At 63.7% G+C, this 26,683-nt stretch carries 25 protein-coding genes; 5 read left to right on the forward strand and 20 right to left on the reverse strand.

The features are described from left to right. Positions 1–9: 9 nt before the first annotated feature. The 5 genes from ASD03_RS27795 to ASD03_RS27815 form a co-directional block, all read right to left on the reverse strand. Positions 10–825, reverse strand: a complete 816-nt coding sequence (locus ASD03_RS27795; protein WP_025427833.1) for an ABC transporter permease — start codon at positions 823–825, stop codon at positions 10–12. Then, positions 815–1,765 carry an ABC transporter permease gene (locus ASD03_RS27800; protein ID WP_025427832.1) on the reverse strand — a complete coding sequence of 317 codons (951 nt, stop codon included), beginning with the start codon at positions 1,763–1,765 and terminating at the stop codon, positions 815–817. The genes ASD03_RS27795 and ASD03_RS27800 overlap by 11 nt, the downstream gene beginning before the upstream one ends. Further along, the gene (locus ASD03_RS27805) at positions 1,762–2,760 is read right to left on the reverse strand and encodes an ABC transporter ATP-binding protein (protein WP_025427831.1); all 999 of its coding nucleotides are present in this window, start codon (positions 2,758–2,760) and stop codon (positions 1,762–1,764) included. The genes ASD03_RS27800 and ASD03_RS27805 overlap by 4 nt, the downstream gene beginning before the upstream one ends. A gap of 190 nt (positions 2,761–2,950) precedes the next feature. Continuing rightward, positions 2,951–4,111 carry an ABC transporter substrate-binding protein gene (locus ASD03_RS27810; protein WP_025427830.1) on the reverse strand — a complete coding sequence of 387 codons (1,161 nt, stop codon included), beginning with the start codon at positions 4,109–4,111 and terminating at the stop codon, positions 2,951–2,953. A gap of 205 nt (positions 4,112–4,316) precedes the next feature. Then, positions 4,317–5,225: a LysR family transcriptional regulator gene (locus tag ASD03_RS27815; protein WP_025427829.1), complete on the reverse strand. Its 909-nt coding sequence runs from the start codon at positions 5,223–5,225 to the stop codon at positions 4,317–4,319. 160 nt (positions 5,226–5,385) lie between these two features. Between ASD03_RS27815 and ASD03_RS27820 the strand changes: the two genes are divergently transcribed. After that, positions 5,386–6,309 (forward strand): alpha/beta hydrolase, encoded by a 924-nt coding sequence (locus tag ASD03_RS27820; RefSeq protein WP_025427828.1) that lies wholly within the window; start codon positions 5,386–5,388, stop codon positions 6,307–6,309. A 43-nt stretch (positions 6,310–6,352) separates the two neighbouring features. Here ASD03_RS27820 and msrA read toward each other — a convergent pair whose 3' ends face one another. Beyond that, positions 6,353–7,030 (reverse strand): peptide-methionine (S)-S-oxide reductase MsrA, encoded by a 678-nt coding sequence (gene msrA / locus ASD03_RS27825; RefSeq protein WP_038577286.1) that lies wholly within the window; start codon positions 7,028–7,030, stop codon positions 6,353–6,355. 231 nt (positions 7,031–7,261) lie between these two features. On the opposite strand from msrA, the gene ASD03_RS27830 reads away from it, so the two are divergent. After that, complete coding sequence (locus ASD03_RS27830) at positions 7,262–7,663, forward strand: ACT domain-containing protein (RefSeq protein ID WP_025427826.1); 402 nt, start codon at positions 7,262–7,264, stop codon at positions 7,661–7,663. A 12-nt stretch (positions 7,664–7,675) separates the two neighbouring features. Here ASD03_RS27830 and ASD03_RS27835 read toward each other — a convergent pair whose 3' ends face one another. The 3 genes from ASD03_RS27835 to ASD03_RS27845 all read right to left on the reverse strand — a co-directional run bounded on the left by ASD03_RS27835 (position 7,676) and on the right by ASD03_RS27845 (position 10,269). After that, complete coding sequence (locus tag ASD03_RS27835) at positions 7,676–8,095, reverse strand: GFA family protein (protein WP_025427825.1); 420 nt, start codon at positions 8,093–8,095, stop codon at positions 7,676–7,678. Between the two features lie 124 nt (positions 8,096–8,219). Continuing rightward, positions 8,220–9,815 carry an MFS transporter gene (locus ASD03_RS27840; protein WP_234907748.1) on the reverse strand — a complete coding sequence of 532 codons (1,596 nt, stop codon included), beginning with the start codon at positions 9,813–9,815 and terminating at the stop codon, positions 8,220–8,222. Continuing rightward, the gene (locus ASD03_RS27845; RefSeq protein ID WP_025427823.1) at positions 9,808–10,269 is read right to left on the reverse strand and encodes an SRPBCC domain-containing protein; all 462 of its coding nucleotides are present in this window, start codon (positions 10,267–10,269) and stop codon (positions 9,808–9,810) included. Before ASD03_RS27845 ends, ASD03_RS27840 begins: the two co-directional genes overlap by 8 nt. A 136-nt stretch (positions 10,270–10,405) precedes the next feature. Between ASD03_RS27845 and ASD03_RS41370 the strand changes: the two genes are divergently transcribed. Continuing rightward, positions 10,406–10,660, forward strand: a complete 255-nt coding sequence (locus ASD03_RS41370) for a hypothetical protein (RefSeq protein WP_348523284.1) — start codon at positions 10,406–10,408, stop codon at positions 10,658–10,660. On the opposite strand, the gene ASD03_RS41375 is transcribed toward ASD03_RS41370, so the two are convergent. The 4 genes from ASD03_RS41375 to ASD03_RS27865 form a co-directional block, all read right to left on the reverse strand. Next, the gene (locus ASD03_RS41375) at positions 10,635–10,976 is read right to left on the reverse strand and encodes a helix-turn-helix domain-containing protein (protein WP_348523285.1); all 342 of its coding nucleotides are present in this window, start codon (positions 10,974–10,976) and stop codon (positions 10,635–10,637) included. The genes ASD03_RS41370 and ASD03_RS41375 overlap by 26 nt on opposite strands. Beyond that, positions 10,973–11,467 (reverse strand): HPP family protein, encoded by a 495-nt coding sequence (locus tag ASD03_RS27855; protein ID WP_057211088.1) that lies wholly within the window; start codon positions 11,465–11,467, stop codon positions 10,973–10,975. The genes ASD03_RS41375 and ASD03_RS27855 overlap by 4 nt, the downstream gene beginning before the upstream one ends. A 66-nt stretch (positions 11,468–11,533) precedes the next feature. Continuing rightward, positions 11,534–13,528: a CocE/NonD family hydrolase gene (locus ASD03_RS27860; RefSeq protein ID WP_057211091.1), complete on the reverse strand. Its 1,995-nt coding sequence runs from the start codon at positions 13,526–13,528 to the stop codon at positions 11,534–11,536. A gap of 122 nt (positions 13,529–13,650) precedes the next feature. Continuing rightward, positions 13,651–15,240 (reverse strand): ABC transporter substrate-binding protein, encoded by a 1,590-nt coding sequence (locus ASD03_RS27865; RefSeq protein WP_025427820.1) that lies wholly within the window; start codon positions 15,238–15,240, stop codon positions 13,651–13,653. 128 nt (positions 15,241–15,368) lie between these two features. On the opposite strand from ASD03_RS27865, the gene ASD03_RS27870 reads away from it, so the two are divergent. Together ASD03_RS27870 and ASD03_RS27875 are read left to right on the forward strand one after the other, a co-directional pair. Further along, on the forward strand, positions 15,369–16,163 hold the full coding sequence (locus ASD03_RS27870; RefSeq protein WP_057211094.1) for a helix-turn-helix transcriptional regulator: 795 nt from the start codon (positions 15,369–15,371) through the stop codon (positions 16,161–16,163). Positions 16,164–16,336: 173 nt separating this feature from the next. Continuing rightward, the gene (locus ASD03_RS27875) at positions 16,337–16,678 is read left to right on the forward strand and encodes a PAAR domain-containing protein (RefSeq protein WP_057211096.1); all 342 of its coding nucleotides are present in this window, start codon (positions 16,337–16,339) and stop codon (positions 16,676–16,678) included. Between the two features lie 81 nt (positions 16,679–16,759). On the opposite strand, the gene ASD03_RS27880 is transcribed toward ASD03_RS27875, so the two are convergent. The 7 genes from ASD03_RS27880 to ASD03_RS27910 form a co-directional block, all read right to left on the reverse strand. Then, complete coding sequence (locus ASD03_RS27880; protein WP_025427817.1) at positions 16,760–18,412, reverse strand: ABC transporter ATP-binding protein; 1,653 nt, start codon at positions 18,410–18,412, stop codon at positions 16,760–16,762. Further along, positions 18,405–19,232 carry an ABC transporter permease gene (locus ASD03_RS27885; protein WP_025427816.1) on the reverse strand — a complete coding sequence of 276 codons (828 nt, stop codon included), beginning with the start codon at positions 19,230–19,232 and terminating at the stop codon, positions 18,405–18,407. The genes ASD03_RS27880 and ASD03_RS27885 overlap by 8 nt, the downstream gene beginning before the upstream one ends. After that, on the reverse strand, positions 19,229–20,344 hold the full coding sequence (locus ASD03_RS27890) for an ABC transporter permease (RefSeq protein ID WP_025427815.1): 1,116 nt from the start codon (positions 20,342–20,344) through the stop codon (positions 19,229–19,231). Before ASD03_RS27890 ends, ASD03_RS27885 begins: the two co-directional genes overlap by 4 nt. Further along, complete coding sequence (locus tag ASD03_RS27895; RefSeq protein ID WP_025427814.1) at positions 20,344–21,933, reverse strand: ABC transporter substrate-binding protein; 1,590 nt, start codon at positions 21,931–21,933, stop codon at positions 20,344–20,346. Before ASD03_RS27895 ends, ASD03_RS27890 begins: the two co-directional genes overlap by 1 nt. A gap of 340 nt (positions 21,934–22,273) precedes the next feature. Continuing rightward, positions 22,274–23,056 carry a carnitinyl-CoA dehydratase gene (locus ASD03_RS27900; RefSeq protein WP_025427813.1) on the reverse strand — a complete coding sequence of 261 codons (783 nt, stop codon included), beginning with the start codon at positions 23,054–23,056 and terminating at the stop codon, positions 22,274–22,276. A gap of 4 nt (positions 23,057–23,060) precedes the next feature. Next, complete coding sequence (locus tag ASD03_RS27905) at positions 23,061–25,127, reverse strand: acetate--CoA ligase family protein (protein WP_025427812.1); 2,067 nt, start codon at positions 25,125–25,127, stop codon at positions 23,061–23,063. Positions 25,128–25,357: 230 nt separating this feature from the next. Then, positions 25,358–26,518: an acyl-CoA dehydrogenase family protein gene (locus ASD03_RS27910; protein ID WP_025427811.1), complete on the reverse strand. Its 1,161-nt coding sequence runs from the start codon at positions 26,516–26,518 to the stop codon at positions 25,358–25,360. Between the last annotated feature and the right edge of the window lie 165 nt (positions 26,519–26,683).

The following is a 26,683-nucleotide window of genomic DNA, read 5'->3' on the forward strand; positions in this document are numbered from 1 at the left end:
AAGTCGAGTTCACTTGCCGGCACCGGCGATCTGGTCGCCGTCGCGGGTCAGGTAGTAGGCGCCGAGGATCGGCAGGAAAGTGACCAGCACCACGATCATGGCGACCACGTTGGTCACCGGTCGCTGGCGCGGGCGGATGAGTTCTTCGAGCATCCAGATCGGCAGCGTCGACTGCTGGCCGGCGGTGAAGGTGGTGACGATCACCTCGTCGAAGGACAGCGCGAAGGCGAGCATGCCGCCGGCAAGAAGTGCGGTGCCGATGTTCGGCAGGATGATGTGGCGGAAGGTCTGGAAGCCGTCGGCACCCAGGTCCATCGAGGCTTCGATCAGCGAGCCCGATATGCGGCGGAAACGGGCCACCGCATTGTTGTAGACGACGACGATGCAGAAGGTCGCGTGACCGAGCACGATCGTCCAGAAGGAGAATGGCATCTCCGCCATGGAAAAGGCCGAGCGCAGCGCGATGCCGGTGATGATGCCGGGCAGCGCGATCGGCAGGATGACCAGCAGCGAGATCGTCTCGCGGCCGAAGAAGCGGGTCTGGCTGACGGCGGCGGCACAGAGCGTGCCGAGCACCAGGGCGACCGCGGTCGCGATCGAGGCGACCTTGACCGAGAGCGTCAGCGCCGCCCAGACATCCGGCCGGTTCCAGGCAACCGCAAACCATTGTGTCGTCAGCCCCGGCGGCGGGAACTGGTAGCTCTTTTCCTCCGTGGTGAAGGCATAGAGGAAGATCAGCAGGATTGGCACATGCATGAAGGCGAGGCCGGCGGCAGCTGCGATCTTCAGTCCGAGGGGCGAGCGGTTGAGGCGGTCAGAGCGCATCGAAGGCCCCCATGCGTTTGGCCATCCAGAGATAGGCGCCCATGATGACGATCGGCACCACGGTAAAGGCGGCGGCAAGCGGAATGTTGCCGGCAGTGCCCTGCTGGGCATAGACCGCCTGACCGATGAACAGCCGGGAGGAGCCGATGATCTGCGGAATGATGTAATCGCCGAGCGTCAGCGAGAAGGTGAAGATCGAGCCGGCGACGATGCCCGGCAGCGCCAGCGGGAAGAGCACGTGGCGAAAGGTCTGGGCCGGCGTGCCGCCGAGATCGGAGGAGGCCTCGATCAGGTTGGTCGGCACGCGCTCCAGCGCTGCCTGGATCGGCAGGATCATGAACGGCATCCAGACATAGACGAAGACGATGAAGGTGCCGGTGTAGCTGACCGAGAGCGAGTTGCCCCCGACGACGGGAAGCGAGAGCCAGGCATCGAGCACCCACAGAAGATGCAGCTTCGCGAGGAACCAGGTGACGATGCCTTCCTTGGCCAGGATCAGCTTCCAGGCATAGATCTTGACCAGGTAGCTCGACCAGAGCGGCAGCATGACGCCGAGATAGAACAGCACCTTCCATTTTCCCTGCGCGTAGCGCGCCGCGTAATAGGCGATCGGGAAGGCGATGAGCGCCGAGGCGAGCGTCACGATTGCCGCCATTGATACGGTGCGCAGGATGATGTCGAGATTGGTTTCGCTCAGCAGCTGGCGGTAGGTGGCGAAGGTGAACTCGTAATTGATCAGGCCGGAGAAGTCGTCGATCGAGAAGAAGCTCTGCAGCAGGAGAGCAAAGAGCGAGCCGACATAGACGACGCCGAGCCATAAGAGCGGCGGCGCCAGCATGACGACAAGCAGCACATGCGGGTGCTTCCAGAAGAAGTCCGAGAGCCGGCCGGTCGGGCCGCGGCGATCCGGGACTGCGAGATTTTCAGCGACGGCGGTCATGCGTCCTCCATCGGGTGCAGTTCGTCGGCGGCAAAGCTGATAGTGACGGGGCTGCCGATTTGCGGGACGGCGAGCGAGGCGGGGCTTGCAACCGCGATGCGCGCGCCTTCGACGTCGACGACGACGCGGTTGACCGCGCCGAGGAAACTATGGGCCGACACGGTGCCGTTGAGGCTGAGCGCGCCTTCGCGCGGGGCCGACAGCGCGATCGCCTCGGGGCGAAGGCTGGCATAGGAGGATCTGACGCCCAGCCTCTGGCACAGCTTTGCCGGCAAGACGTTTGACGAGCCGACGAAATCGGCGACGAAGCGTGTCTTCGGCTGCTTGTAGACTTCTTCTGGGCTGCCGAGCTGCTGGATGCGGCCGTCGTTGAAGACGGCGATGCGGTCGGCCATCGACAGCGCTTCGCCCTGATCGTGGGTGACGAAGACGAAGGTGATGCCGAGCGATTTTTGCAGGGTCTTCAGTTCCTCCTGCATCTGCTCGCGCAGCTTCAGGTCGAGCGCGCCGAGCGGCTCGTCGAGCAAAAGCACCTTGGGCTTGTTCACCAGCGCGCGGGCGAGCGCCACGCGCTGACGCTGGCCACCCGAGAGCTGGCCGGGGCGGCGGCTGCCATAGTCCGGCAGCTTGACCATGGCGAGCGCATCTGCCGCCGCCTTGCGGCGCTCCTCGCGGCCGACGCCCTTGACCATCAGCCCGTAGGCAACGTTGTCGAGGATCGAGAGATGCGGGAACAGCGCATAGTCCTGGAACACGGTGTTGACGCTGCGGCGATAGGGCGGCACGCCCTCCGCGGTTTCGCCGAAGATTTCGATATGACCGCCTGTCGGCTGTTCAAAGCCGGCCATCAGCCTCAGGCAGGTGGTCTTGCCCGAGCCCGAGGGGCCGAGCATGGCGAAGAACTCGCCCTCGGCGACTTCGAGGTCCACACCATCGACCGCGCGTACGGCGCCGAAGTGGCGGGAAACATTGTCGAAAAGAACGGCGGTGGACATCAAATTGCTCCAGGATTCCAGCCCCTCATCCCGCTGCCGCAACCTTCTCCCCGCTCGGGGGGAGAAGGGAACGTGCGGTTGGCGTCTCGCCCAAAGCTCACCCGGCGGGTTTGCCGGGGGCGTTCCCTCTCCCCGCGTGCGGGGAGAGGGTCAGGGTGAGGGGCGATGCTTGCGATATGGTCGTGGCGGCTCAGCGACCGCCGATAACGCCGATGTAGTCGGAGACCCAGCGGTGGTAAGGCACACATTCGCCCTGGCTTGCGCATTTCGTCACCGGCGTCTTCCAGAACTTGACCTTGTCGAAGTCCTCGTAGCCGTTGGTCTTGCAGCCGGCGTCGGTCAGAAGGTCATTGCCCTTGCAGGCTGCGCCGACGGACGGGTTGGCGCCGAACCAGGCAGAGACGTCGCCCTGGACCTTTGGCGACAGCGAATGCTCCATCCACATATAGGCGCAGTTCGGATGGGCGCTTTCGGCGTGCAGCATGGTGGTGTCAGCCCATCCGGTGACCCCTTCTTCCGGGATGGTTGAGGCGATCGGCAGCTTTTCGGCTTCCATCAGGTTGACCTGGAACGGCCAGGAGCCGGAGGCGACGACGCCTTCGTTCTTGAAGTCGTCGATCTGGATCATCGCATCGTGCCAGTAGCGGCCGACGAGCGTGCGCTGGGTGCGCAGCAGATCGAGCGCTGCCTTGTACTGGTCTTCGTTGAGTTCGTAGGGATCCTTGATGCCGAGCTCGGGCTTGTGCTTGATCAGGTAGTTGGCGGCGTCGGCGACATGGATCGGGCCGTCATAGGCCTGGACACGGCCCTTGTTGGACTTGCCGTCGGGCAGGTTCATTTCCTCGAAGACGACGTTCCAGCTCTTCGGCGCTTCGCCCTTGAAGGCATCCTTGTTGTACATCAGCACGTTCGGACCCCAGACATAGGGAGTGCCGTAGTGAACGCCGTTGACCGTGTGCCAGGGCGCGTTCTGCATGCGCTCGTCGATCGTCTTCCAGCTGGGGATGAGATCGGTGTTGATCGGCTGGACGCGCTTGCCGGCGACGAGCCGCATCGAGGCGTCGCCCGAGGCGGTGACGAGGTCGAAGCCGCCTTCGTTCATCAGCGCCACCATTTCGTCGGAGGTCGCGGCCGTCTTGACGCTGACCTTGCAGCCGGTCTGCTTTTCGAAATCGGTGACCCAGTCGTAGTTCTTGTCGGTCTCGCCGCGCTCGATGTAGCCAGCCCAGGCGACGATCGACAGTTCGCCTTCGCCCTTGCCCAGTTCCTTCAGCGGCTCCTGCGCCAAGGCGGGCGCCACGAGGCCGAGCGACAACGTCAGCGCGGTGCAGGATTTCAGGATCTGCTTCATCTGAATTCTCCCAATTTTGAGCCGCATTTTACGGCTTCGTTCCCAGATTGAAACGTGCCTTGATTTCTCCGCATTCGCAAATTCATTAATCAGAATGCCGCTATCGGTTTTACCGATATCAGGGCCGTGTCAAGGCTCCAACGTGCCCGGCAAATGCCGAGTAGCTACATGATTTTACTCGTGGTTCTGGATCGCACCGGGATTTTTAGCGCGGCCGGGCGCTGCGAAGCGCTTCGGCTATGCCGACGAAATCGCGGGCCGATTGCGGCAGGCTGGAGCCCTTGCGCCAGACCATGCCGACCTGGACGACGGGCAGGGCGCCGGAGACGTCGCGGCTCTCGATGCGGTCGCCTTCAAGCGACCAGGGGCGGTAGACGAGATCGGGCAGGAGCGCGATGCCGGCGCCAGTCGCCACCAGGCTGCGCACCGCTTCGACCGAGCGGGTGCGGAAGGCGACATGCGGGCGGGCGCCGAGCGCCGACAGCAGCTTGCCGGTGTTCTCCTCGATTTCATCCACCGTCAGCATGATCAGCGGCTCCTTGGCGATATCGCTGATCGAGATGATGTCGGCGCTGACAAGCGGATGGCCGATCGGCAGCCAGAGGCGATAGGGCGAGGTTTCGAGAATCTCAGCCTGCAGCGCCATGCGGTCGCGCAGGTTGGAAATGACCATGACGGCAACGTCGAGTTCGCCGCCGATCAGCAGGTGTTCGAGATATGAGCCGTTGTCCTCGATGGCACTGACATCGACGCCGGGACAGGCGCGGCGATAGCGAGCGAGCAGGTCGGAGAGGACGTAACCGGCAACCAGCGAGGTGACGCCGAGATTGAGCTTGCCGCCGGTTTCCTCGCGGCTGTCGGAAAAACTGCGCCGGGCGTCGGAGACATCGGAGAGGATCTTGGTCGCATGCCGCAGGAACTGATGGCCGTTGTGGGTGATCGAAAGACCGCGCGGATGCCGGTCGAACAGCTCGACGCCGAGGTCCCCTTCAAGCTCCTTGATCGCCTCGGTGATCGAGGATTGCGAGATCGAGAGGTTCTGCGCCGCCCGCGTGATCGAGCCTTGCTCGGCGACGGCGACGAAATACTGCAACTGTCTGAAGGTGAAGGCCATCCGTGCAGTTAATCGTTGTGGAGGCGCGCTTGCAAGCGCTGCCAAGAGATCGTCCCCGACAACGCAACTGCGGCGGGATTTGTCCGGTTATGTCGGTTTCCGGATAGAAGACCGGCGGCCTGCTGCTAGACTTCCGCCGGAGAGATCAGGGAGGCGGACTTTGGATCAGGCTGTATCGAAACCGATGCCGACGGAGGAGGGCATCCTCGCCTTTCACCGGCGCTGCGAAGAATTCTATCCCGCCGATGCGGTCGATGCGTCGATCGAACAGCAGCGCAAATGGTACGATGCGCTCTGCGCAGAGTTCGACGCGCCGTCGCCGGCGGGGCTGACGCGCGAGGACGAGCTTGTCGACGGCCGGATCCCGATCCGGCGCTATCGGCCGGCGAGCGTTTCGACCGACACCCGAATCTACTACATTCACGGCGGCGGTTGGGTCGTCGGCTCGCTCGACAGCCATGACGCCATCTGCGCCGAGCTTGCCGATTTCGCAAGGGCAGAACTGGTGTCGGTTGATTATCGGCTGGCGCCCGACCACGTCTGGCCAGCCGCCTTCGAGGATTGCTACGCGGTCTTGAATTTCCTGGTGGCCGATGGCCGACCGGTGGTGGTCGTCGGCGACAGTGCCGGCGGGAACCTGACCGCAGGCATCGTGTTGAAGGCCCGGGCGGACGGGGTGTCTGGTATCGTCGGGCAGGCGCTGATCTATCCTGGCCTCGGCGGTGACCTGGCTTCCGGTTCCTATCTCGAAATGTCCGATGCGCCGGGACTGACGACTGCCGATACCAGCTACTACCGAAAGATTTTGCAGGCGCCGGCCGACGACCCGTTTGCGGTGCCGCTGGCGGAGAAGGATCTTTCCGGCTTACCGCCGACCTATATCGCTGGTGCCTATTTCGACCCCTTGCGCGATGACGCGCGCCTCTATGCCGCGCGGCTTGCGACGGCCGGCGTCAACGTCACCTTTCGCGAAGAGCCGCAGATGATCCACGCCTGGCTGCGGGCACGGCACATGAGTGAGGGTGCGCGCGAAGGCTTTCGGCGCTTGGCCGAAGGTATTGCGGTGCTTGTCGGAACCGGCTGAACGCTCCAGTTTTCACCGGAGCGCAATTGCGGGCGGAAACGCGCTAGCTCTTCGCCTTGAACACCAGCACCGGATTGGGGCGGAAGCTCTGCGGGAACAGTTTGCGCAGGCTCTCGATCTTCGGCATGTCGTTGTAGACGATGTAGGGATAGGTCGGGTTGCGCGTCAGGAAATCCTGATGGTAGCCCTCCGCGACATAGAAGCCCTTCAGCGGCGCGATCTCGGTGACGATCTCGGTCGGAAAGACGCCTGATTTTCCGAGCTCGGCGACGTAGGCCTCGGCGATCTTCTTCTGCTCCGGCGTGGCAACGAACAGAGCCGAACGATACTGCGTGCCGTGATCCGGCCCCTGATAGTTCAGCTGCGTCGGGTTGTGGCCGACGGAGAAGAAGATCTGCAACAGCTTGCCGTAGCTGACCTGGCTCGGATCGTAGGTCACTTCCACCGATTCCGCGTGGCCGGTGTCGCCATTGCTGACCGCCTCATAGGACGCCGTGTCGCGGCTGCCGCCGGCATAGCCCGAGACAGCGTTGGTCACGCCCTTCACATGCTGGAAGACGCCCTGGACGCCCCAGAAACAACCGCCGGCAAATACCGCCGTTTCCGGACCGCTGGCCGCTTTCTCATCCAGCGACGGCGGGGGAATGGATACGGCCGGTTCGGCGGCGCGGGCTGAGGGCGCAATCGAAAGGGCGGCGCAGATGGCAAGTGCCGGAGCCATCAGCCAGAGATGGTGGTTGATAGCCGGAGCGAACGGCAGAATGTTGCGTGTCGAAGACATGGTTGCTTCCTCTGCCGCGTTCGGGCGGCGGCCGTGTGAACCCATGTTTTCGCGGACCCGGCCGAATGCAAATCGCAAGAGCGTGCTTCACGGCAATGTGACGATCCGCTACCACTGCATTGGCGACTTGATCCCGCATAGCGGGGACTGTGGAAGGTTAGAGGAGGGGTGATGGCTGGCGAAACGGATTTGACGAAGCTGCTGGCGACGATGGCGCCGGTTCTGTTTCCGCAGACCTATGTCTATTGCACCGTGCCCCATGACGAGGCGCAGCGTTACATGCCGGTGGAGCCGCTTGCCACCTATCGCGAGGACGAGGGGCTGACGCTGATCCTGGAGCGTCATGCTGCCGATGCGGCCGGCCTTTCCTATGGTCCGCTGCTTCGCCGCATCACGCTCAATGTGCATTCGGCGCTTGAGGCGGTCGGGCTGACGGCGGCGGTGGCGACGGCGCTGACGCGGGAGGGCATCAGTGCCAACGTCGTGGCCGCCTATTATCATGACCACATCTTCGTGCCGGAGGCCGATGCCGAGCGTGCGCTCGAGGCGCTGCTGGCATTGAGCCCGGCCTGATCGCCTCGGCGATCACATGAAGCGGATGTCGCGCGGCGGGTTTTCGTAGTCGTCGTGACGACCGTTCTCGTAGATGATCGGTGCCGTGCCGAGTTCCTCGTCGCTGACGCCGTCAACGCAGGCGACGTTGACGGCGTAGAAATGGCCGAGGAAATCCTCGAGATAGCCGCGCGAAAACGGCCGGATGCCGCAGCGGCTGCAGAAGTAGTGATCGACGTCGCCCTCCCGCCAGTTCGAAGGCTCCGCCCGATAGCTCGTCAACGCCTCCTTGCCCCTGGTGATGGCAAACTCGTCGCGCAGCGCGAAGGATTTCTGCATGCGCGTCTTGGCGCAGAAACTGCAATTGCAGCGGCGGATGCCTTCGGCAAGGTCGAGCTGGCATTCGAACTCAACGGTGCCGCAGTGGCAGCTGCCGCGATAGCGCTTTTTCATCGGACGGGCTCCTGTCTTTGGACAGTCGTCGGCTGTCCCTGGTCTTTCGACCGGGGAAACGACGCTGGCGAGTTGAACGTTGATGCGATTTATGTGTTGGCGTCCGTTGTGCGGACGCCGGTTATTATCCGGCTTTGACCGAGGCCTCCGCCTCGTCGGCAATTGCCGGATCGCTGTCGGCGCCGTCACCGGTTGCCTTGCGCAAGAGCAGGAAGGCGAGCAGTGCCGTCAGCAGCGACAGGGCCACGCAGATCGATGCGGTGAAGGCAAACGAATTGGTGAACACGTCGCGGGCGGCATTGAGCAGCCGTTCGGATTGCTCGCCCGGAAGTTGCTCGGCGATGGCGACGGCGCCGCCAAGCGTCTGGCGTGCGGCCTCCACGGTCTCAGTCGGAAGGCCGGTGACGATCACGGCGTCCATGCGGGTGCGATAGGCTGATGTCAGCATGCTGCCGAGCACGGCGATCCCGAGCGCACCGCCGAACTCGAAGCTCGTCTCCGAGATCGCCGATGCAGCGCCGGCGCGCTCCGGCGGGGCGGAGCCGACGATCAGGTCCGTCGTCAGCGTGCCCACTGGCGCAAAGCCGAGGCAGAGAACGACGAGGCCCGTCGTGACGAGCAGCGGACTGCTCGTCGTTTCGACCTGGGTGCAGATCGCAAAGCCGATGGCGGTCAGCACGAAGCCGGCAGCAATCAGGTTCGAGGCGGCATAGCGGGCGGCAAGCGACGGAACCAGGATCGAACCGAGCACCATGGCGACCCCTGTCGGCACCGACCAGAGACCGGCGACGAAGGGCGACAGGCCGAGCACGAGCTGCAGATACTGCGCCACGAACAGGAAGGCGCCAAAGCCGACGAACAGGCCGAGAATATTAACGCCGAGGGCGGCGCTGAAAGCCGGGGTCCTGAACAAGGCGAGGTCGATCAACGGATCGGCAAGCCGGCTCTGGCGCCGGGCAAACAGGATGGCGACGGTCAGCCCGAGCAGGATGAAGAACACGGCGGTGACGTCGAGACCGTCCTCGGCGATGCGCTTCATGCCATAGATTACCGACAGCACGGCAACCAGCGACTGTCCGGCACTGATGAAATCGAGCCGGCCGGCATTCGGATCGCGGAACTCCGGCAGCAGCATGGGACCGAGGATCAGAAGCAGGATCATCACAGGCACCGCGAGCAGGAACACCGAACCCCACCAGAACTGAGACAGCATCAGCCCGCCGACGACAGGGCCGATGGCGCCGCCGGCGGAGAAGCTGGCGATCCAGATGCCGATCGCCAGCGTGCGCTGCTTGTCATCGAGGAACATGTTGCGGATCAGCGACAGCGTCGAGGGCGCCAAGGTTGCTGCTGCGACGCCGAGGACAGCACGTGCGAGGATCAGCGTTTCGGCGCTCCAGGCGAAGGCGGCCAGCACCGAGGCGATGCCGAAGGCGATGGAGCCGATCATCAAGAGCCGGCGCCGGCCGATGCGGTCGCCAAGCGTGCCCATGGTGATCAGAGAGCCCGCCACCATGAAACCGTAGATATCGACGATCCACAGGAGCTGCGAGGCCGATGGCTTCAGCTGCTCGGTCAGTTGCGGCACCGCGAGATTCAGGACCGTCAGGTCCATCGAATAGAGCATGCAGGGCAAGGCGAGGACGGCAAGGCCGATCCACTCCCGCCGCGTGGCCTTCGGGCCCGGTGTGTTGTCCGCGGTGGTCATTGTCTCAGACATCGGAAAGATACTCCTCCAGTCTTTCGAGGCACTCGCCCCAGCCTTCCTGGTGCGAGTCGCGCTCGTCGACGCTGTCGAAGGGGGTCTGGTGGAAGGTCAGACGGGTCTTGCCGCCGACATCGACGAATGAAACGGTGATCAGCGTGTCGGCACCCGGCTTGCCTTCTTCGTCCCAGGCGAAGGTGAAGATGAGTTTCTCCGGCTCGATCACCTCGCGATAGACGCCGCCCATCCAATAGTCGCGCCCTTCCGGCGAACGGATGCAGGCGCGCCAGGCGCCGCCGGGGCGGAAATCCATCGTCAGCGAGTGCGGGCTGAAATCGCGCGGTCCCCACCAGCGCAAGGCATGCTCGGGCGTTGACCATACCCTAAACACCAGGCTGCGCGGCGCATCGAAGATCCTGGTGATTTCGAGGCTCAGTCTGTGTTCGCGCGATGCGTTTTCACTGGTCATTGCCATAACAATTCCTCCCGCAGCCAGCGCTGTCGCTTGGCGCGGCCGTTCTTTAACCTGAAAGTTATTTAACTTAATGGTTAATAACTGGGCGCGCGGGGAATTGTCAAGGCGGCCGAGGCCTGAGATCTGATTTTTGTCAGTTATGCGACAGGGTGCATCGGCCCTTAAGGCGGAGGGGCACGCGGCCGAAAGCTTCGGCGTCACCAAGGCTGCGGGCAAGAATGAGTGCCCCCTGGATGCCGCCGATCACTTCTTCGGCCAGCGCCTGCCGCTCGTTCTCGGCGATACCCTGGCGGCCGAGCGCCTCGGCGAGGGCAGTCCGCCAATCGGCAAAGTATCGGGTGAGCTCGACGGAGAAGCGATCATGGGCGCCGCTGGCGGGCAATGACGCCCATCAGGCAGAGGCGGCGTCCCCGGCGAAAGTAGCTGTCGACGGAGGCAAACATGTCGTCGATCGCAGCCGCCGGCCTTTCGCTGTTGCGCAGCAGGTCGAATATGTTGGTCTGGAACCATAGGGCGATGTCGCCAAGCACCGCCTCGGCCATCTCCTCCTTCCCACCAGGGAAGAAGTGATAGAGGCTGCCCTTGCCGAGCCCGGTCTTCTCGGTGATCAGGTTGAAGCTCGCGCCATCATAGCCGTGTTCGCGAAAGACCTCCGCGAGCGTGGCGATGACGTCCTGGCGCTCGGCGACGACGCGGCTCATGCGGGTTTCCTCGGCAGCGGATACTCGACCTTGCCAAAACGATGAAACAGCGTTCCAACCGCAACCAGCACCAATGAGCCGGTCAGAACGGGGAAAAGCAGGAAGTCGAGGCCGGGGTCGCTGGCAAAGACCACGAGCGGAGTGGCGCCCGCCGGCGGATGGGTGATGCGCAGCGCTGCCATCAGCGCGATCGCAGCACCGACCGCAAGGCCGACCGCCCACCACTCATTGGGGAAGACTGCGCGCATGACGAGGCCGACCAGCGTCGCGATGAAATGTCCACCGACGACATTGGCGGGCTGGGAGAGCGGGCTGCCGGCGACCGAGAAGATCAGCACGCAGCTGGCGCCAAACGGCGCCATCAGAAGCGGTTCGCCGACGATATTGGTGAGCGCGCCGACGGCGGCGATGGCCACGAGGCCACCCATGCCGGCAACGAGGCCGCGGCCGATATGGACGGCAGGTTGGTGGCAATTGAAGAAATGGCGCACGACTGTAACTATCAGTAAAATGTTTACCGATTGGTGCAGTCATACGCTTTTGGAGCCAAGACGGTGTTACATCAGGTCGCGTGCGACCCGCTTGGCAAAGCTCTTCTCGAAGATGGGCGCGTCGTTTTCATAGGCGACGATCTTGGCTTCGGTGATCCAGTCGTCGGCATCGCAGGTGAGAACCGAGGTCGAGACCGTGCGCACCGACCAGCCCTCGCGTTTGGAAATGCAGGTCCAGGTCGAGGTGCCGATCATCGAATGCGGATTGTCGGGAGCGATGGACCAGGTCTCGTCGCGGATGTCCTGCGTCGCGAGCCCGGTATCCGGATGCTCGCTCAAGCCCCCATCCTCGTAGATGCGATAGTGGGTGACGCCGTTGGTCATGTCGCGTTCGACGGTGCGGCTGGTGCTGCCGGCCGTCCGCTCGATGTATTTCGGCAGCGGATCCGGATTTTCCGGCTCCGGCACGACGACCTCGTTGTGCTGGCCGAGCAGCGGAAGGGCAAGCGTCAGGCTCGCTGTGTCGATGGTGAGGCCGGGATCATCAGGCGGCGGCAAAATCATCGGCCAGTAGGACGTCGACAGCGACAGCCGGATGCGGTGGCCGGCGCGCACGCGATAGCCGCAGGCGTCGAGCACCAGTGTGATCCGCGTGCGGCGACCCTTTTCCATTGCCCGCGGTTCGGCATTGCCGTCGCGATGCGCCAGATTGAGCACGCCGAAGGCGATGCGGGTGGCGGTACCATCCGGGTGCACGTCGACGATGCGGGCGACAAGGTTGGCCGTGTCGGCCGGGCAGGTGACATCGACCGAGAGGCTTGGCTGGCCGAGATAGTCTTCAGCCTCCAGCAGCGGCCGCGTTTCGAAGGTCAGCGCTCCGGCATCGTCGATGCGCTGGTCACCGGCCATTTCGGCATCGGGTTTCAGGGTGAAATATTCGCCGGAAGCCGTGCCGGTATCGAGCGGTGATTTCAGATAGACCTCGCCGGTGCCCATATCTTTGGCGTCGGTGGAAAGCCTGCCGTCGAGCGTGATGCCGAGAACCTGCATCTCCGGCTTTTGCCAGACGTCCTTGGCGACCCAGCGGCCAGGGTCGTTGTCGCGCCGGACGGCCGGGCGCGGGCCGTCGAGGATATAGGCGCGCACCTGCGGTCCGCCTTCGGCGCCGTTCTTTTCGTCGCGCAGCCAACGGTTCCACCAGCGGATCGCCTCGCCGTGAAAATCGGCGCGGGGCTTTGGCCAGGCGAAATGCGGATATTTGTGCACCCAGGGGCCGATCAGCGCCTTGGCCTTTGCGCCGAGGCCCTCGACGGCTTTCAGCGGCGTGTTGCGATAACCGTCGGCCCAACCGGCGATGACGAGCGCGGGAGTGTCGAAGCCGCCGAAATCCTCCGAGATCGAGCCGTGCTGCCAGAAGGCGTCGCGGCGCTGATGCTCGAGCCATTCCTCCATGAAGTAGGGTTCGTTCTCCAGGCGCTCCAGCCACATCTCCTTCCAGCGGTCGCCGACGATCGCAGGGTCGGGCGCGCGCGATTGATAGGCAAGCATGGTCGCCGCCCAGGAAAGCTGGGCGGAGAGATGGCACCCATTCTTGTAATGGATGTCGTCGTTGTAGCGGTCGACGGTCGAGGCGATCGAGATCACCGCCTTCAGCGCCGGCGGCTTGAGGGCTGCCACCTGCAGGCAGTTGAAGCCGCCCCAGGAGATGCCCATCATCCCGACCTTGCCATTCGACCACGGCTGGGCGGCGATCCATTCGATGATCTCGCAGCCGTCGGAAAGCTCGCGCGGCGTATATTCGCCATCGATGACGCCATCGGATTCGCCCGAGCCGCGAATGTCGACGCGCACGCCGGCAATGCCGGCGGCGGCAAAGACCGGATAGGTCGATTCATCGCGGAGACTCGTGCCGCCGCGCTTGCGGTAGGGCAGGTATTCGAGCACGGCCGGCACCGGCTCAGCGTCGGCGCCATCCGGCATCCAGATGCGGGCGGCAAGCCGCGTGCCGTCCTTCAATCGGATCCACTCGTTCTCGATCAGGGTGAATTCACGCTCTGACATATCGGTTGTTCCGCTCACTCTCATTGTTCTTACGCGTTTCCAGACGCAAAACCGCTAAACACTTCTGCTGGAAATGCTCTAACGCATTGTTTTTACGCACTTCCGTACGCGAAACCGTGTTCTTAGCTGTCGAACCAGACGCGGCTGGCAACATAGCCGTTCGAAAGGTCGTTGCCGATGTCGTGGACGAAACCCTTCAGCGATGCGGAAGCGGCGTTCACGTAGTCGTTGAACACCGGCAGGATCAGGCCGCCCTCGTCGCGCACCGTCATCGCCATCGTACGGTACATCTCCTTGCGCTTGGCATCGTCGAGCTCCGAGCGGGCCTGAAGCAGGAGCTTGTCGAAGTCCTCGCGCTTGAAGCGCGTGTCGTTCCACTCGGCGCTGGAGAGATAGGAGGTGGAGTAGCGTGAATCCTGCGTCGGCCGGCCGCCCCAGTAGGAGGCGCAGAACGGCTGGACGTTCCAGACATTGGTCCAGTAGCCATCCTCCGGCTCGCGGCGCACTTCGAGCTCGATACCGGCCTTCTTGGCGCTTTCCTGGAACAGAACCGCGGCGTCGATGGCGCCGGGGAAGGCGGCATCCGAGGTGCGCAGAAGGATCGGCCGGTCGTGGCCCGATTTCTTGAAGTGGAAGGCGGCCTTGTCGGGGTCATAGGCGCGCTGCTCGATGCCCTCGGGCGCCAGCGCATAGTTCTCGTTGACCGGATAGTCGTTGCCGAGCGTGCCGAAACCACCGACAACGCGGTCGAGAATCGCCTGTCGGTCGACCGCATATTTGAGTGCGAGCCTCAGGTCGTTGTTGTCGAAGGGCGCCGTGTCGCAATGCATCAGGAAGCTGTAGAAGCCCTTGCCGGCGGTCCGGAGAATCTCGACGCGCGGCGCACGCTTCAGGAGCGGCACCGTCTTCGGGTCGATGTTGTTGATGAAATGCACCTGGCCGGAGGAAAGCGCGGCGATGCGCGCGGTCGTGTCGTTCATCACGATGATTTCGACGCTGTCGACGAAGCCGCGGTCCTGGCGCCAGTCATTGGCGTTCTTCTCGAAGGTCGAGCGCAGGCCGGCTTCATAGCTTGCAAGCTTGTAGGGGCCGGTGCCGATGGGCGAGGCGGGATTGTCGACGCCGCCGCGTGGCTGGATGATCAGGTGATAGTCGGTCAGAAGCAGCGGCAGGTCGGCATTGCCTTCGGTCAGTGTCAGCACCAGCGCGCCGGCCTTTTCCTCGATGTTCTTGATCGAGCGCATCAAGCCGAGCGCACCTGATTTCGAGCCTTCGTCCGAATGCCGCTTCAGCGTGGCGATGACATCGGCGATGGTCATCTTGCTGCCGTCGTGGAAGCTGACGTCGCTGCGGATCTTGAAGGTCCATTGCGACGCATCCGCCGAGGGCTCCCAGGATTCGGCCAGTGCCGGCAGCGGCGCGCCGGTCTTCGGATCGGATTCGACCAGGGTGTCGCCCCAGAGGTGGCCGATGACGAAGGACACCGAGCCGCTATAGCCGGCGGGATCGAGCGTATCGGTGGTGGCGCCGCCCTTCAGGCCCAGTTTCAGGTGACCGCCGCGCTTGGGCTCCTCGGCGCGTGCATCGCCCGCAACCATCGTGCCGCCCAAGCCTGCCGCCAGACCGAGGGCCGCGGTGCCCGCCAGGAAGCCGCGGCGGTTGATGCCTGTCGGCACGATGAGGCCGTCGGGACGCTTGGTGAATTCGCTCATATGCAGGTTCCCTCTGAAGTGTTGTTTCAAGGGAAAACCTAACGGCTGCGGCGGGTTGCACAATTTCGCGACTTGACGCTGATTTACGCGACTTTACGCTATCTGTTCCGGATCGCTGGGAGCCGCTCGTGCACGACGCCGACAACTTTGCCGCCAATCTTCGTTTCGCCTGCGCGACGCGGCGCTCGATCTCGCAGATCTGTCGCGAGATCGGCATCAACCGTCAGCAGTTCAACCGCTACATCAGTGGCGAGGCGCGGCCGTCGGCGCATAATGTCGCGCGCATCGCCAGCTTCTTCGGGCTGCAGGCGCAGGACTTTTCCCTGTCGTCGAAACTGTTCGAAGCCCGCATGGTCAGGCCCGATCGCGACCGCTCGCAAGCCGGGCTGCTGCTTGAAGGATTTCCCGGTGATCTGGCCGGGCTTCGCCGCCATATCGGCTATTACCAGACCTACCATCTCTCGCCGTCGTGGCCCGGCCGCGTCGTCTGTTCCTGCGCCCGCATTCACGAGGAGAGCGGATCGATCCGGGTGAAGTCGATTGAGCGCATCCGCGATGCCGCCAACGAAATCCAGCAGTTTTCGAAATATGTCGGCCTCGTCACCTTCTGGCGCAATCGCATCTTCATCGCCGAGCGCAGCGTCGGGCGCCAGCCGATGCTGTCGCAGACGATCCTGATGCCGTTCGAAGTGCATCAGCGCGTCTATCTGCGCGGCACGACCATGGGCGTTTCCTGGCGCAAGGAAAACCTGCCCTATGCCTCGCGGATGATCTGGCGCACCCTCGGCCAGGAGCCGGATATCCGGCAGATGCTGTCGCGCTGCGGCGTGCTGGCCACAGGCTCGCGGCAGATGCCCTCGACGGTCAGGGCCTTTCTCGAAACGCCTGATGCCGACGTGCTGACGGTGCCGACCGATTATTGAGATAGCGTGCGCGGCGTTGCCGACTTAAAGCGCATCGCGATCTCCAGGTTTGCTCGCTGCGCTTTAAGTTCTTGTTTCTACGCATGTCGTTATCGCAAAACCGCTGCGCACTTTTGCGCGACATGCTCTAGATTGCGTTGCATTCCGCGTCTGCACCGTCGAAGGAGAAGCTGATGAAATCTGCAGATATCGCCATGTCTGGACTTCTGCTCGCGGTCTCGGCCATGCCGTCTGCCGCCGAAGATGCGCGCCCGCCCATCCCGGCTTGCGCGCTTTCCGGCTCCACCAGCGTCATGATCGGCGGCCAGCCGGCGCTTCGGCTCTCCGACGTCGCCAACTGTCCGCCGGAGCTTTACGAGGTGGTGCCGAGCATCATGATCGAAGGGCAGCCGGTCGTGCATTTCCGGTCAGGCAGTGGCGCCACCGGCGACTGCACCGCCAAGGCGGAGCCGTCGGTGACCTTTGAGGGCGAAGCGGCGCAACGATTGGGCGATGTCGATTGCAAGGTGAAGTGACGGCTGGATCGTCTTGACCAACCTAGCCCTCTCCCCGCAGGCGGGGAGAGGGGACTACGTAGGCACTTTCGGCGCTGGCCCTCAGTTGCCCGCACTTTCCATGCGGCGGGTCGTCAGCACCCGCTCCAGCCAGCCGATTTCCATCTCGGGAACGGACTTTAGCAACAGGTCGGTATAGTCGTCGAAGGGCGGTGCCAGCACCTTGGACTTCGGGCCGAAACGCACCAGCCGGCCGCGATGCATCACCGCGACGCTGTCGGCAATCGCCCGGACGATGGCGATGTCGTGGGTGATAAAGACATAGGAAACAGCGGTTTCCTCCTGAAGCTTCAAAAGCAGATTCAGGATGCCTTCGGCCACCAGCGGGTCGAGGGCCGAGGTTGGCTCGTCGCAGAGGATGAGTTCCGGCTCCGCGGCGAGCGCCCGGGCAATGGCGACGCGCTGCTTCTGGCCGCCGGAAAGCTCGGCCGGATAGCGATCGAGGAACTTCGTTCCCATCTCGATCTGGTCGAGCAGTTCCTTGACCCGCGCCGTCTTCTTGGCGCCATGCATGCCGAAGTAGAAGGACAGCGGTCGGCCGACGATGTCGCGCACCGTTTGGCGCGGGTTCATCGCCGTATCGGCCATCTGGTAGATCATCTGGATGCGGCGCAGTTCGTCGTTGCTGCGGCCCTTCAAGGCGCGCGGCAGTTCCTTGCCTTCGAAGGTGATGCGCCCTTCGGTCGGCGGCAAGAGGCCGGTGATGACGCGCGCCAGCGTCGACTTGCCGGAACCGCTTTCGCCAACGATCGCCAACGTCTGGCCCTTGGGCAGATGCATGGAAACGTCGTGCAGCACCTTGAAGCCGTTGGCATAGCCAGCGCTGATATGCTCGATCTTCAATTGCGTGCCGGTCTGGTCCGGCGCTTCTTCGCGCTTGGTCTGGCGTACGCTGACCAGTGCCCGGGTATAGTCTTCGGCCGGAGCCTCGATCACCTGTTTGGTGGTGCCGTACTCCACCGTCTTGCCGTGGCGCAGCACCATGATGTCGTCGGAGATCTGGGCGACAACGGCAAGGTCATGGGTGATGTAGAGGGCTGCGGTGTGCGTTTCCTCGATCGCGTGCTTGATCGCGGCGAGCACGTCGATCTGGGTCGTCACGTCGAGCGCCGTCGTCGGCTCGTCGAAGACGATCAGCTCCGGGTTGGGGCAGAGCGCCATAGCGGTCATCGCCCGCTGCAACTGACCGCCGGAAACCTGGTGAGGATAACGCTCGCCGAAGCTTTCCGGATTCGGCAAGCCGAGCACCTGGAACAGGTAGAGCGCACGCTTTTTTGCTTCCTCGCGGTTCATGATGCCGTGGCGAAGCGATGCCTCGATCACCTGATCACCGAGCCGGTGCGCCGGGTTGAAGGCGGCGGCCGCCGACTGTGCGACGTAGCAGACGCGGGCGCCGCGGATCGAGCGGATGCCGTTCTTGTCGAGCGGCAGGATATCCTTGCCGTCGAGCAGCACCTGGCCCCCGGTGATGCGCACGCCACCGCGGCCATAGGCGAGCGCCGACAGGCCAATGGTCGACTTGCCGGCCCCGGATTCGCCGATCAGGCCAAGCACCTTGCCCTTCTGGAGGTCGAAGGAAACGCCTTCGACCAGGGTCACGGTTTTCGGTGGCTCGCCCGGGGGATAGCTGGTCGCTTCGATCTTCAGGTTCTTGACGGAAAGAAGCGTGTTCTTGTCAGGTGAAGCCTCAGGCATCGCCACGCCCTCCTTTCAGGCTGGAGGTTCTCTTCATCAGCCAGTCGACCACGAGGTTGACGCAGATCGCCAGTGTCGCGATCGCAGCACCCGGGATCAGGGCAGCTGATATGCCGAAGATGATGCCATCCTTGTTGTCCTTGACCATGCCGCCCCAGTCGGCGGCCGGCGGCTGGATGCCGAGGCCGAGGAAGGAGAGGGTGGAAAGAAACAGGATGGAAAAGGCAAAGCGCAGGCCGAACTCGGCAAGCAGCGGCGACAACGTGTTGGGCAGGATCTCGCGGAAGATGATCCAGACGCTGCCTTCGCCTCTTAGTCTGGCCGCCTCGACGAACTCCATGACCGCGACATCGAGCGCGACCGCGCGGCCGATGCGGAACACGCGGGTGGAATCGAGCACGGCCATGACCAGGATCAGGATCCACAGATGCTGCGGCAGCACCGCCAGCACGACGAGGGCGAAGATCAGCGTCGGGATCGCCATCATCAGATCGTTGAAGCGGGAGAAGAACTGGTCGACGAACCCGCCCATGACCGCGGCGGTGAAGGAGAGGATCATGCCGAGCGAGAAGGACAGCACGGTTGCCGCCAGCGCCACGAAGATGGTGGTGCGGGCGCCGTAGATCAGGCGCGACAGCAGGTCGCGCCCGAGATTGTCGGTGCCGAGCAGGAAGTCGCCACCGGAAGGAAGCCAGACGTCGCCGACGACCTCGCGTTCGCCGAAGGGGGCGATGACAGGGGCGAACAGGGCGCAGAAGATCGCAATGGCGATGCCGGCGATGCCGATCCAGGCGCTAAGGGGGATGGATCTCAGGTTCATCGCGGATGCCTCAGTCTCGGGTTGGCGAGAATGGCGATAATGTCGGCCGCCATGTTGAGGAAGATGTAGAAAGCCGCGAAGATCAGGCCGCAGGCCTGCACGACCGGCATGTCGCGCACGGTCACGGCATCCACCATGTATTGCCCCATGCCGGGATAGACGAACACCACCTCGACCACGACGACGCCGACGACGAGATAGGCAAGGTTGAGCGCGATGACGTTGATAACAGGTGCCACGGCATTGGGAGCGGCGTGGCGGGCGATGATGCGGAACATGCCAAGCCCTTTGAGTTCGGCCGTCTCGACATAGGCCGACGACATGACGTTGAGGATCGCCGCTCGGGTCATGCGCATCATGTGGGCGAGAACGACGAGCACGAGGGTTGCGACCGGAAGCGCGATCGCCGAAAGCCGCTCGCTGAAGGTCATGCTGTCATAGACCGTCGCCGGGAAGGTGGCGACGCCGAATTTGACGGCGAAGAACATGATCAGGAGATAGCCGACGAAGAACTCGGGCAGCGAGATGGCCGCCAGTGAGACGACGTTGATGATCTTGTCCGGCAGCCGGTTGCGGAACTGCACCGCCAGCATGCCCAAGCCGACGGCAAGCGGCACGGAGACGAGCGCGGCGAAGAAAGCGAGGAACAGCGAATTGCCGAGACGCTTGCCGATCTGTTCCCCGACCGAGTTCTTGCTGGCCCAGGAGGTGCCGAAGTCGCCTTGCACGGCGCCGCCGAGCCAGGAGAGGTAACGCTCGCTCCAGGGCTTGTCGAGGCCGAGGTCCTTGCGGATGTTTTCCACCGCCTGCGGCGTTGCCGACTGGCCGAGATAGGTGGTGGCGAAGTCGCCGGGAAGCGCCTCGATGCCGCCGAAGATCATCAGCGACACGGCAAAGAGCAGGCCGACGCTCAGGCCGAGGCGCTGAAGGATCAGCGCCGCGAGAGGACGGCGAAAGATAAAGCGCCGCCTGAAGGTGCCACCGAGTTCGCCCTGGGCGTCGGCGGGGTTGGGTTTTGCTGGTACACCGGAAAGATCGGCAGACCGCGGATGTGCTCCATCCGCGGTCCCATCCGTCGGAACCGGACCAGTCATCGGTCCGCTTTCCATCATCAGGCGTCGAGCCAGACGCGGGTCGCGACGTAGCCATTCGACATGTCGTTGCCGATATCGTGGACGTAGCCTTTCACCTGCTTGGTGGAGGCGTTCACGAAGTCGTTGAACATCGGCAGGATCAGGCCGCCTTCGTCGCGCACCATCATCGCCATGGTGCGATACATGTCCTTGCGCTTGGTCTCGTCCAGTTCGGAGCGTGCCTCGAGCAGGATCTTGTCGAAGTCGGGGCGCAGGAAGCGCGTGTCGTTCCAGTCGGCGGTGGACAGATAGGCTGTCGAATACATCTGGTCCTGGGTCGGGCGCCCGCCCCAGTAGGATGTGGAGAACGGCTGGACGTTCCAGACGTTCGTCCAGTAGCCGTCGCCCGGTTCGCGCTTGACCTCGATCTCGATGCCTGCCTTCTTCGCGCTTTCCTGGTAGAGCACGGCCGCATCGACGGCGCCTGGGAAGGCGACGTCGGAGGTGCGCAGCAGCACCGAGCCACTGTGGCCGGACTTCTTGTAATGGAAGGCCGCCTTGTCGGGGTCATAGGCGCGCTGCTCGATGCCTTCGGGGAAGAGGGCGTAGGTGTCGTTGATCGGGAAGTCGTTGCCGACCTTGCCGTAACCGCCGAGGATGCGCTCGACCATGGTCTCGCGGTCCATCGCATATTTCAGCGCCATGCGCAGGTCGATATTGTCGAACGGCGCAGTGTTGCAGTGCATGATGAAGACGTAGTGGCCGCGGCCGGACGTGTTCAGGATCTCGACGGTCGGCGCCTTCTTCAGGAGATTGACGGTCTTCGGATCGACGCGGTTGATGAAGTGGACCTGACCGGAGGAAAGGGCCGCGATGCGAGCGGTGGCATCGTTGATTGCAATCAGCTCGACCGAATCGACAAAGCCGCGATCCGTCCGCCAGTCGTCGGTGTTTCGCTCGAAGGTGGCGCGAACGCCGGCCTCGAAGCTCGCCACCTTGAAGGGTCCGGTGCCGATCATGGCGTCGGGAGCGTCGATGCCACCATTCGGCTGGATGATCAGGTGATAGTCGGACAGAAGCAGCGGCAGATCGGCATTGCCCTCCGTCAGCTTCAGCACCAGCTTGTCGCCGTCGGCCTTGATCTCCTCGATCGATTTCATCACGCCGAGCGCGCCGGACTCCGACTTCTCGTCGGTGTGGCGCTGCAGCGTCTTGATGACGTCGTCGATGGTCAGTTCCTTGCCGTCGTGGAACTTCACGCCCTTGCGGATGGCGAAGGTCCAGGTCGAGGCATCGGCAGATGGCTCCCAGGATTCGGCGAGCGCCGGCACGGGTGCGCCGGTGGTCGGATGGCTTTCGACCAGCATGTCGCCCCAGTTGCGGCCGACGACGAACATGAACTGCGAGAGTGCCTTGGCCGGATCTTTCGAGTCGGTCGCGGCAGCGCCTTCGAGGCCGAGTTTCAGATGGCCGCCGCGCTTCGGCTCCTGGGCCGCGGCGCTGGTGGCAAACAGTGTTCCTGCCGTCGATGCGAGGATGCCGGCTGCAGCCGCGCGTCCGAGAAATTCACGCCGGTTCATCCTGCCGAGCATGACCTGTCGTGTGAGGTAATCCTTGTAATCGCTCATTCCCCTGTTCCCTTCTGTGTCGGCATTCGCCGTTCGTTGTGGTTGGTAGAGATTGCTGCGTACCGCCACCTTGCGGATGGCTTTCGGATCGGCCGTTTGGGCCCATTTTTTGTCTTCGCTTGCCTCGTTTCTCCTTTCTCGGGCGGACGCTCTTGGCTTCAGATCGATAAGCCTAATCGCTCGATTGCACCTTGTAACGTCCTAAATTATAATTCATTTCCATAAGCTACATTTATGGATAGGCCTTCGGCGGCGCGCGGGAGACCCCACACGTTCCGTGACGTCGCTTTGCCGGTTCACCGGCCCGTCGTCAGTCCTGCGCCGCCCGTGGCAGCGTCTGTCAGCGCCCCTTCCAGACCGGGTCGCGCTTCTCGGCAAACGCCTTTGCGCCCTCCAGCTGGTCCTCGCTCGAATAAAGAATGTCGACAGTCTTGAACTGCCGGCGGGTGATCTTGTTCATCGTCGCCTGGAAGGTCTCGCCCTCGGCTGCGCGCACCACTTCCTTGATGGCGGCATAGACGAGCGGCGGGCCGCTCTCGAGCAGGCGGGCGAGCTCCCAGGCGCGCGCCATCAGCTTGTCGGCGGGCAGGATCTCGTTGACGAAGCCCCAGCGGTTGGCTTCGACGACATCGAGCCAGCGGCCGGTCAGGAGCATGTCCATGGCGATGTGATAGGGGATGCGCTTCGGCAGCTTGATCGAGGCGGCGTCGGCGACGGTGCCGGAGCGGATTTCCGGCAGCGCGAAGGTGGCGTGCTCGGCTGCGAGGATCAGATCGGTGGAAAGCGCGATTTCGAGGCCGCCACCGCAGCAGATGCCGTTGACGGCTGATATCACAGGCTTGTTGAGATCGCGCAGTTCCTGCATGCCGCCGAAGCCGCCGATGCCGTAGTCGCCATCGACAGCATCGCCGGCCGCCGCCGCCTTCAGGTCCCATCCCGGACAGAAGAATTTTTCGCCGGCCCCGGTGATGATGGCGACGCGCAGCGTGTCGTCGTCGCGAAAGTCGCGGAAGATCTCGCCCATCACCCGGCTGGTCTTCAGGTCGATGGCGTTCGCCTTCGGCCGGTCGATCGTGACTTCGAGAATGCCGCCTTCGCGGCGGGTAAGGATCGGTCCGGTCATGGCGTCAGTTCCTCCGGCGGATCAGGGCGTCGGCGGCGATGGCTCCATGGCCTTCCGGTAACACCATTAAAGGATTGATATCGAGTTCTTCGAGGTTTGAAGCGTTTGAAACGACATAGGATGCCGCAGCGGCGACAGCGTCGGCAAGGGCCGCGAAATCGCCCTTCGGTCCGCCGCGGTAGCCGTCGAGCAACTTCCTGATCTTCAGTCCGTCGATCGCCTCGCGGATCAGCTCCGGCGTCGTCGGCAGCGTCAGGATTGCGGAATCATCCAGCAGTTCCACGAGGATGCCGCCGGCGCCGATGGTCAGCACCGGGCCCGCGACGGGATCGCGCATCGCGCCGATGATGAGTTCGGCCACGGGTTTTGCCACCATCTTCTCGATGAGATAACCCGATGCCACGGCAGCCATGCCTTCCGCGGCGCTAAGCACCTCGGCACTGCTTGCAAGGTTCAGCTTGACGGCCCCGGCCTCGGTCTTGTGGGCGACGCCCAGCCCCTTGAGCACGACGGGGAAACCGAGGCTTTCGGCTGCCGTGGCGGCCTCTTGCGGCGTCGATGCGGTCGTGCCCGGCGGAACCTTAAGGCCCGAAGCCGCAAGCTCGGTCTTGGCTTCATGTTCGCTAAGGGTGATGGCATTGCCACCGCCTGAAACGCCGCCGTTCAGGAGCTTCGGCGGTGCGGGTCTGGCCCAGGCCGCGCCGATGCCGGCAGCGGTCTCGACGGCTGCCAACGCCTCGTCGATCCCAAAGAAGGGGATGACACCGGCAGCCATCAGAGAGAGTGCCGTCTGTTCCGGCATGTTTTCGCCGAGGCTGGCGACGATACCGGCGCGGGCGCTGGTCGCGTTTGCCGCATCGATCACCGCGTCGCAGGTCGTCACCCAGTCGGCCGCGTCGCAGCGGTCCTGGCGGGGGAAGTCCAGCACGATCAGGTTGAGCGCATAGCCGCCCTTCATCATCGCGCTGAAGGCGGTCGTCTGTTTCTCGCGGTTGCCCCAGACGAAGGTGTGGTAGTCGAGCGGGTTGGCGATCGTCACCATCTCGCCGAGGCTTTCCTTCAGGGGGCGTCGCTGTTCTTCCTTCAGTGCCCGGAAGTTGACGCGATAGCGCACGCCGGCATCCGCCATCAGCGAGGCCTCGCCGCCCGAACAGCTCATCGAGGAAATCTCGCTGCTTTCGAGCGGGCCGGCGACATGCAGCAGCTTCAACGTTTCCAGCAGCGCCGGCAGCGTGTCGACGCGGCCGATGCCGAGGCGGGCGAGAAGTGCGGAGGAGACCCGGTCGTTGCCGGCAAGCGAGGCCGTGTGCGAGACCGTGGCAAGCTGGGCTGCCTCCGACTTGCCGACCTTCAAAGTCACGACCGGCTTGCCGAGTTCACGGGCGCGCGTTGCCAGCCGCTCGAGCGCTGCAATGCTGTCGAAACCCTCGATATGCAGGCCGACGGCAGTGACGCGCGGATCTTCCAGCACGGCGCAGGCGATGTCGGACAGGCCGGTCTGCGCCTGGTTGCCGGCGGTCATGAGATAGGCGAGCGGCAGGCCGCGCGTCTGCATCGAGATGTTGCAAGCGATGTTGGAGGATTGCGTCAGGACGGCAACGCCTCTTTCGACGCGCTGCATACCGTGCTGGTCGGGCCAGAGCAGGGCGCCGTCGAGCATGTTGATGAAGCCGTAACAATTCGGGCCGACGATTGGCATGTCGCCGGCAGCGGCAACGAGCGCTTCCTGCATGTCGTTGCCGTCATCGAGTTCGCTTGCCGCCTCGCGAAAACCCGAGGCATAGCAGACGGCGCCGCCGGCACCGCGCGCCGAAAGCGCCGCGATGATGTCGATGGTGAGCTGCCGATTGACGCCGACGAAGGACGCGTCCGGTGCTCCGGGAAGGTCGGCGACCGAGCGGTAGCACCTGCGTCCGAGGATCTGGTCCTCCCTCGGATGCACCGGCCAGATATCGCCGGCGAAGCCCATCTTGTCGCATTGTTCGATGACCCGCCGCGCCTCCTTGCCGCCGAAGACGGCGATGGATTTTGGTCGGATCAGCCTGTCGAGGGAACGGGGTGTTTGGGTCATCTAATCAGACACTCCCACGTTCCTGTGTTTCGCGACGCCCTCATTCCTGTGCTCGTCACAGGAATCCAGCCGTCTTGCATCGGCAAGCCGGTGAAGAGTGTTTCTGCCTTGGAGGCGGTGTCGGGTCTGGTGTTCGTCAAAGGGTCAATCGCGGCACGGACGTGCCGCTGCTGGATTCCTGTGACGGGCACAGGAATGAGGGGTGGGGAGGAGCGCCGCTCGATCATTCGTTACGCTCCGAGCGGCCGCAGCAGGTCGCGGCTGATGATGTGGCGCTGGATCTCGGAGGTGCCGTCCCAGATGCGCTCGACGCGGGCGTCGCGCCAGAAGCGGGCGAGCGGCAGGTCGTCCATCAGCCCCATGCCGCCGAAGATCTGGATCGCCTCGTCGGTGACGCGGGCAAGCATTTCGGTGGCGTAGACCTTGGCAGAGGCGATCTCGCGGTTGGAGGGCAGGCCCTGGTCGAGGCGCCAGGCGGCCGAAAGCGTCAGCAGATCGGCGGCGTCGATCTCGGTGATCATGTCGGCGAGCTTGAAGGAGACGCCCTGGTTGGCGCCGATCGGCTTGCCGAACTGCTTGCGCTCGGCGGCGTAGTTCAGCGCGTAATCGAAGGCGCGACGCGCGCGGCCGACCGAGGTCGCAGCCACCGTCAGCCGTGTGGCGAACAGCCAGTCGTTGGCGACGTCGAAGCCTTTGTGTACTTCGCCGAGGATCTGGGCGGAGGGCAGGCGGCAGTCGTCGAAGGTCAGGATGCAGTTGTTGTAACCGCGGTGGGAGACGGAGCTGTAACCCTTGCGGATCTCGAAGCCGGGCGTGCCGCGGTCGACGAGGAAGCAGGTGATCTTCTTTTTTGGCCCGCGCGGTGTGTCCTCTTCACCCGTTGCGATGAAGACGATGACGAAATCGGCGATGTCCGCATGGCTGATGAAATGCTTGGTGCCGTTGACGATCCAGTCGTCGCCGTCCTTGCGGGCAAAGCACTTCATGCCGCGCACGTCGGAGCCGGCATCCGGCTCGGTCATGGCGAGCGCGTCGAACTTGTCGCCCTTGACCGCCGGCAGCAGGTATCTTTCGCGCTGCTCGTCGTTGCAGGCCATCAGGATGCCCGAAGGGCGGCCGAAGAAGACGGTGAGGCCCATCGAGCCGCGGCCGAGCTCGCGTTCGACCAGCGTGAAGGACGTATGGTCGAGACCGGCGCCGCCCACCTCTTCGGGGAAATTGCAGCCGAAGAAGCCGATTTCCTTGCACTTGCGGGCAATATCCTGGCCCAGTTCGGGCGGCACGATACCCGTGCGCTCGACCTCGTCCTCATACGGATAGATTTCGGTCTCGACGAAGCTGCGGACCGTGTCGACGATCATCTGCTGTTCATCGGTCAGTGCGAAATTCATGTGTTCTCCCTCGCAATTTATCTGCCTGCCCTCTGGCCGATCTCCCCATCGGCCGCTGGCATGCGCGGTTGCCTGCCCCTCACCCTAACCCTCTCCCCGCAGGCGGGGAGAGGGGACGCTTTGCGGCTGCGCTCCTACTGCCGAAGACAGGGGCGAGCGGCTGCA

The sequence above is a fragment of the Ensifer sp. Root127 genome (assembly GCF_001425225.1).
Taxonomy (GTDB): Bacteria; Pseudomonadota; Alphaproteobacteria; order Rhizobiales; family Rhizobiaceae; genus Ensifer; species Ensifer canadensis.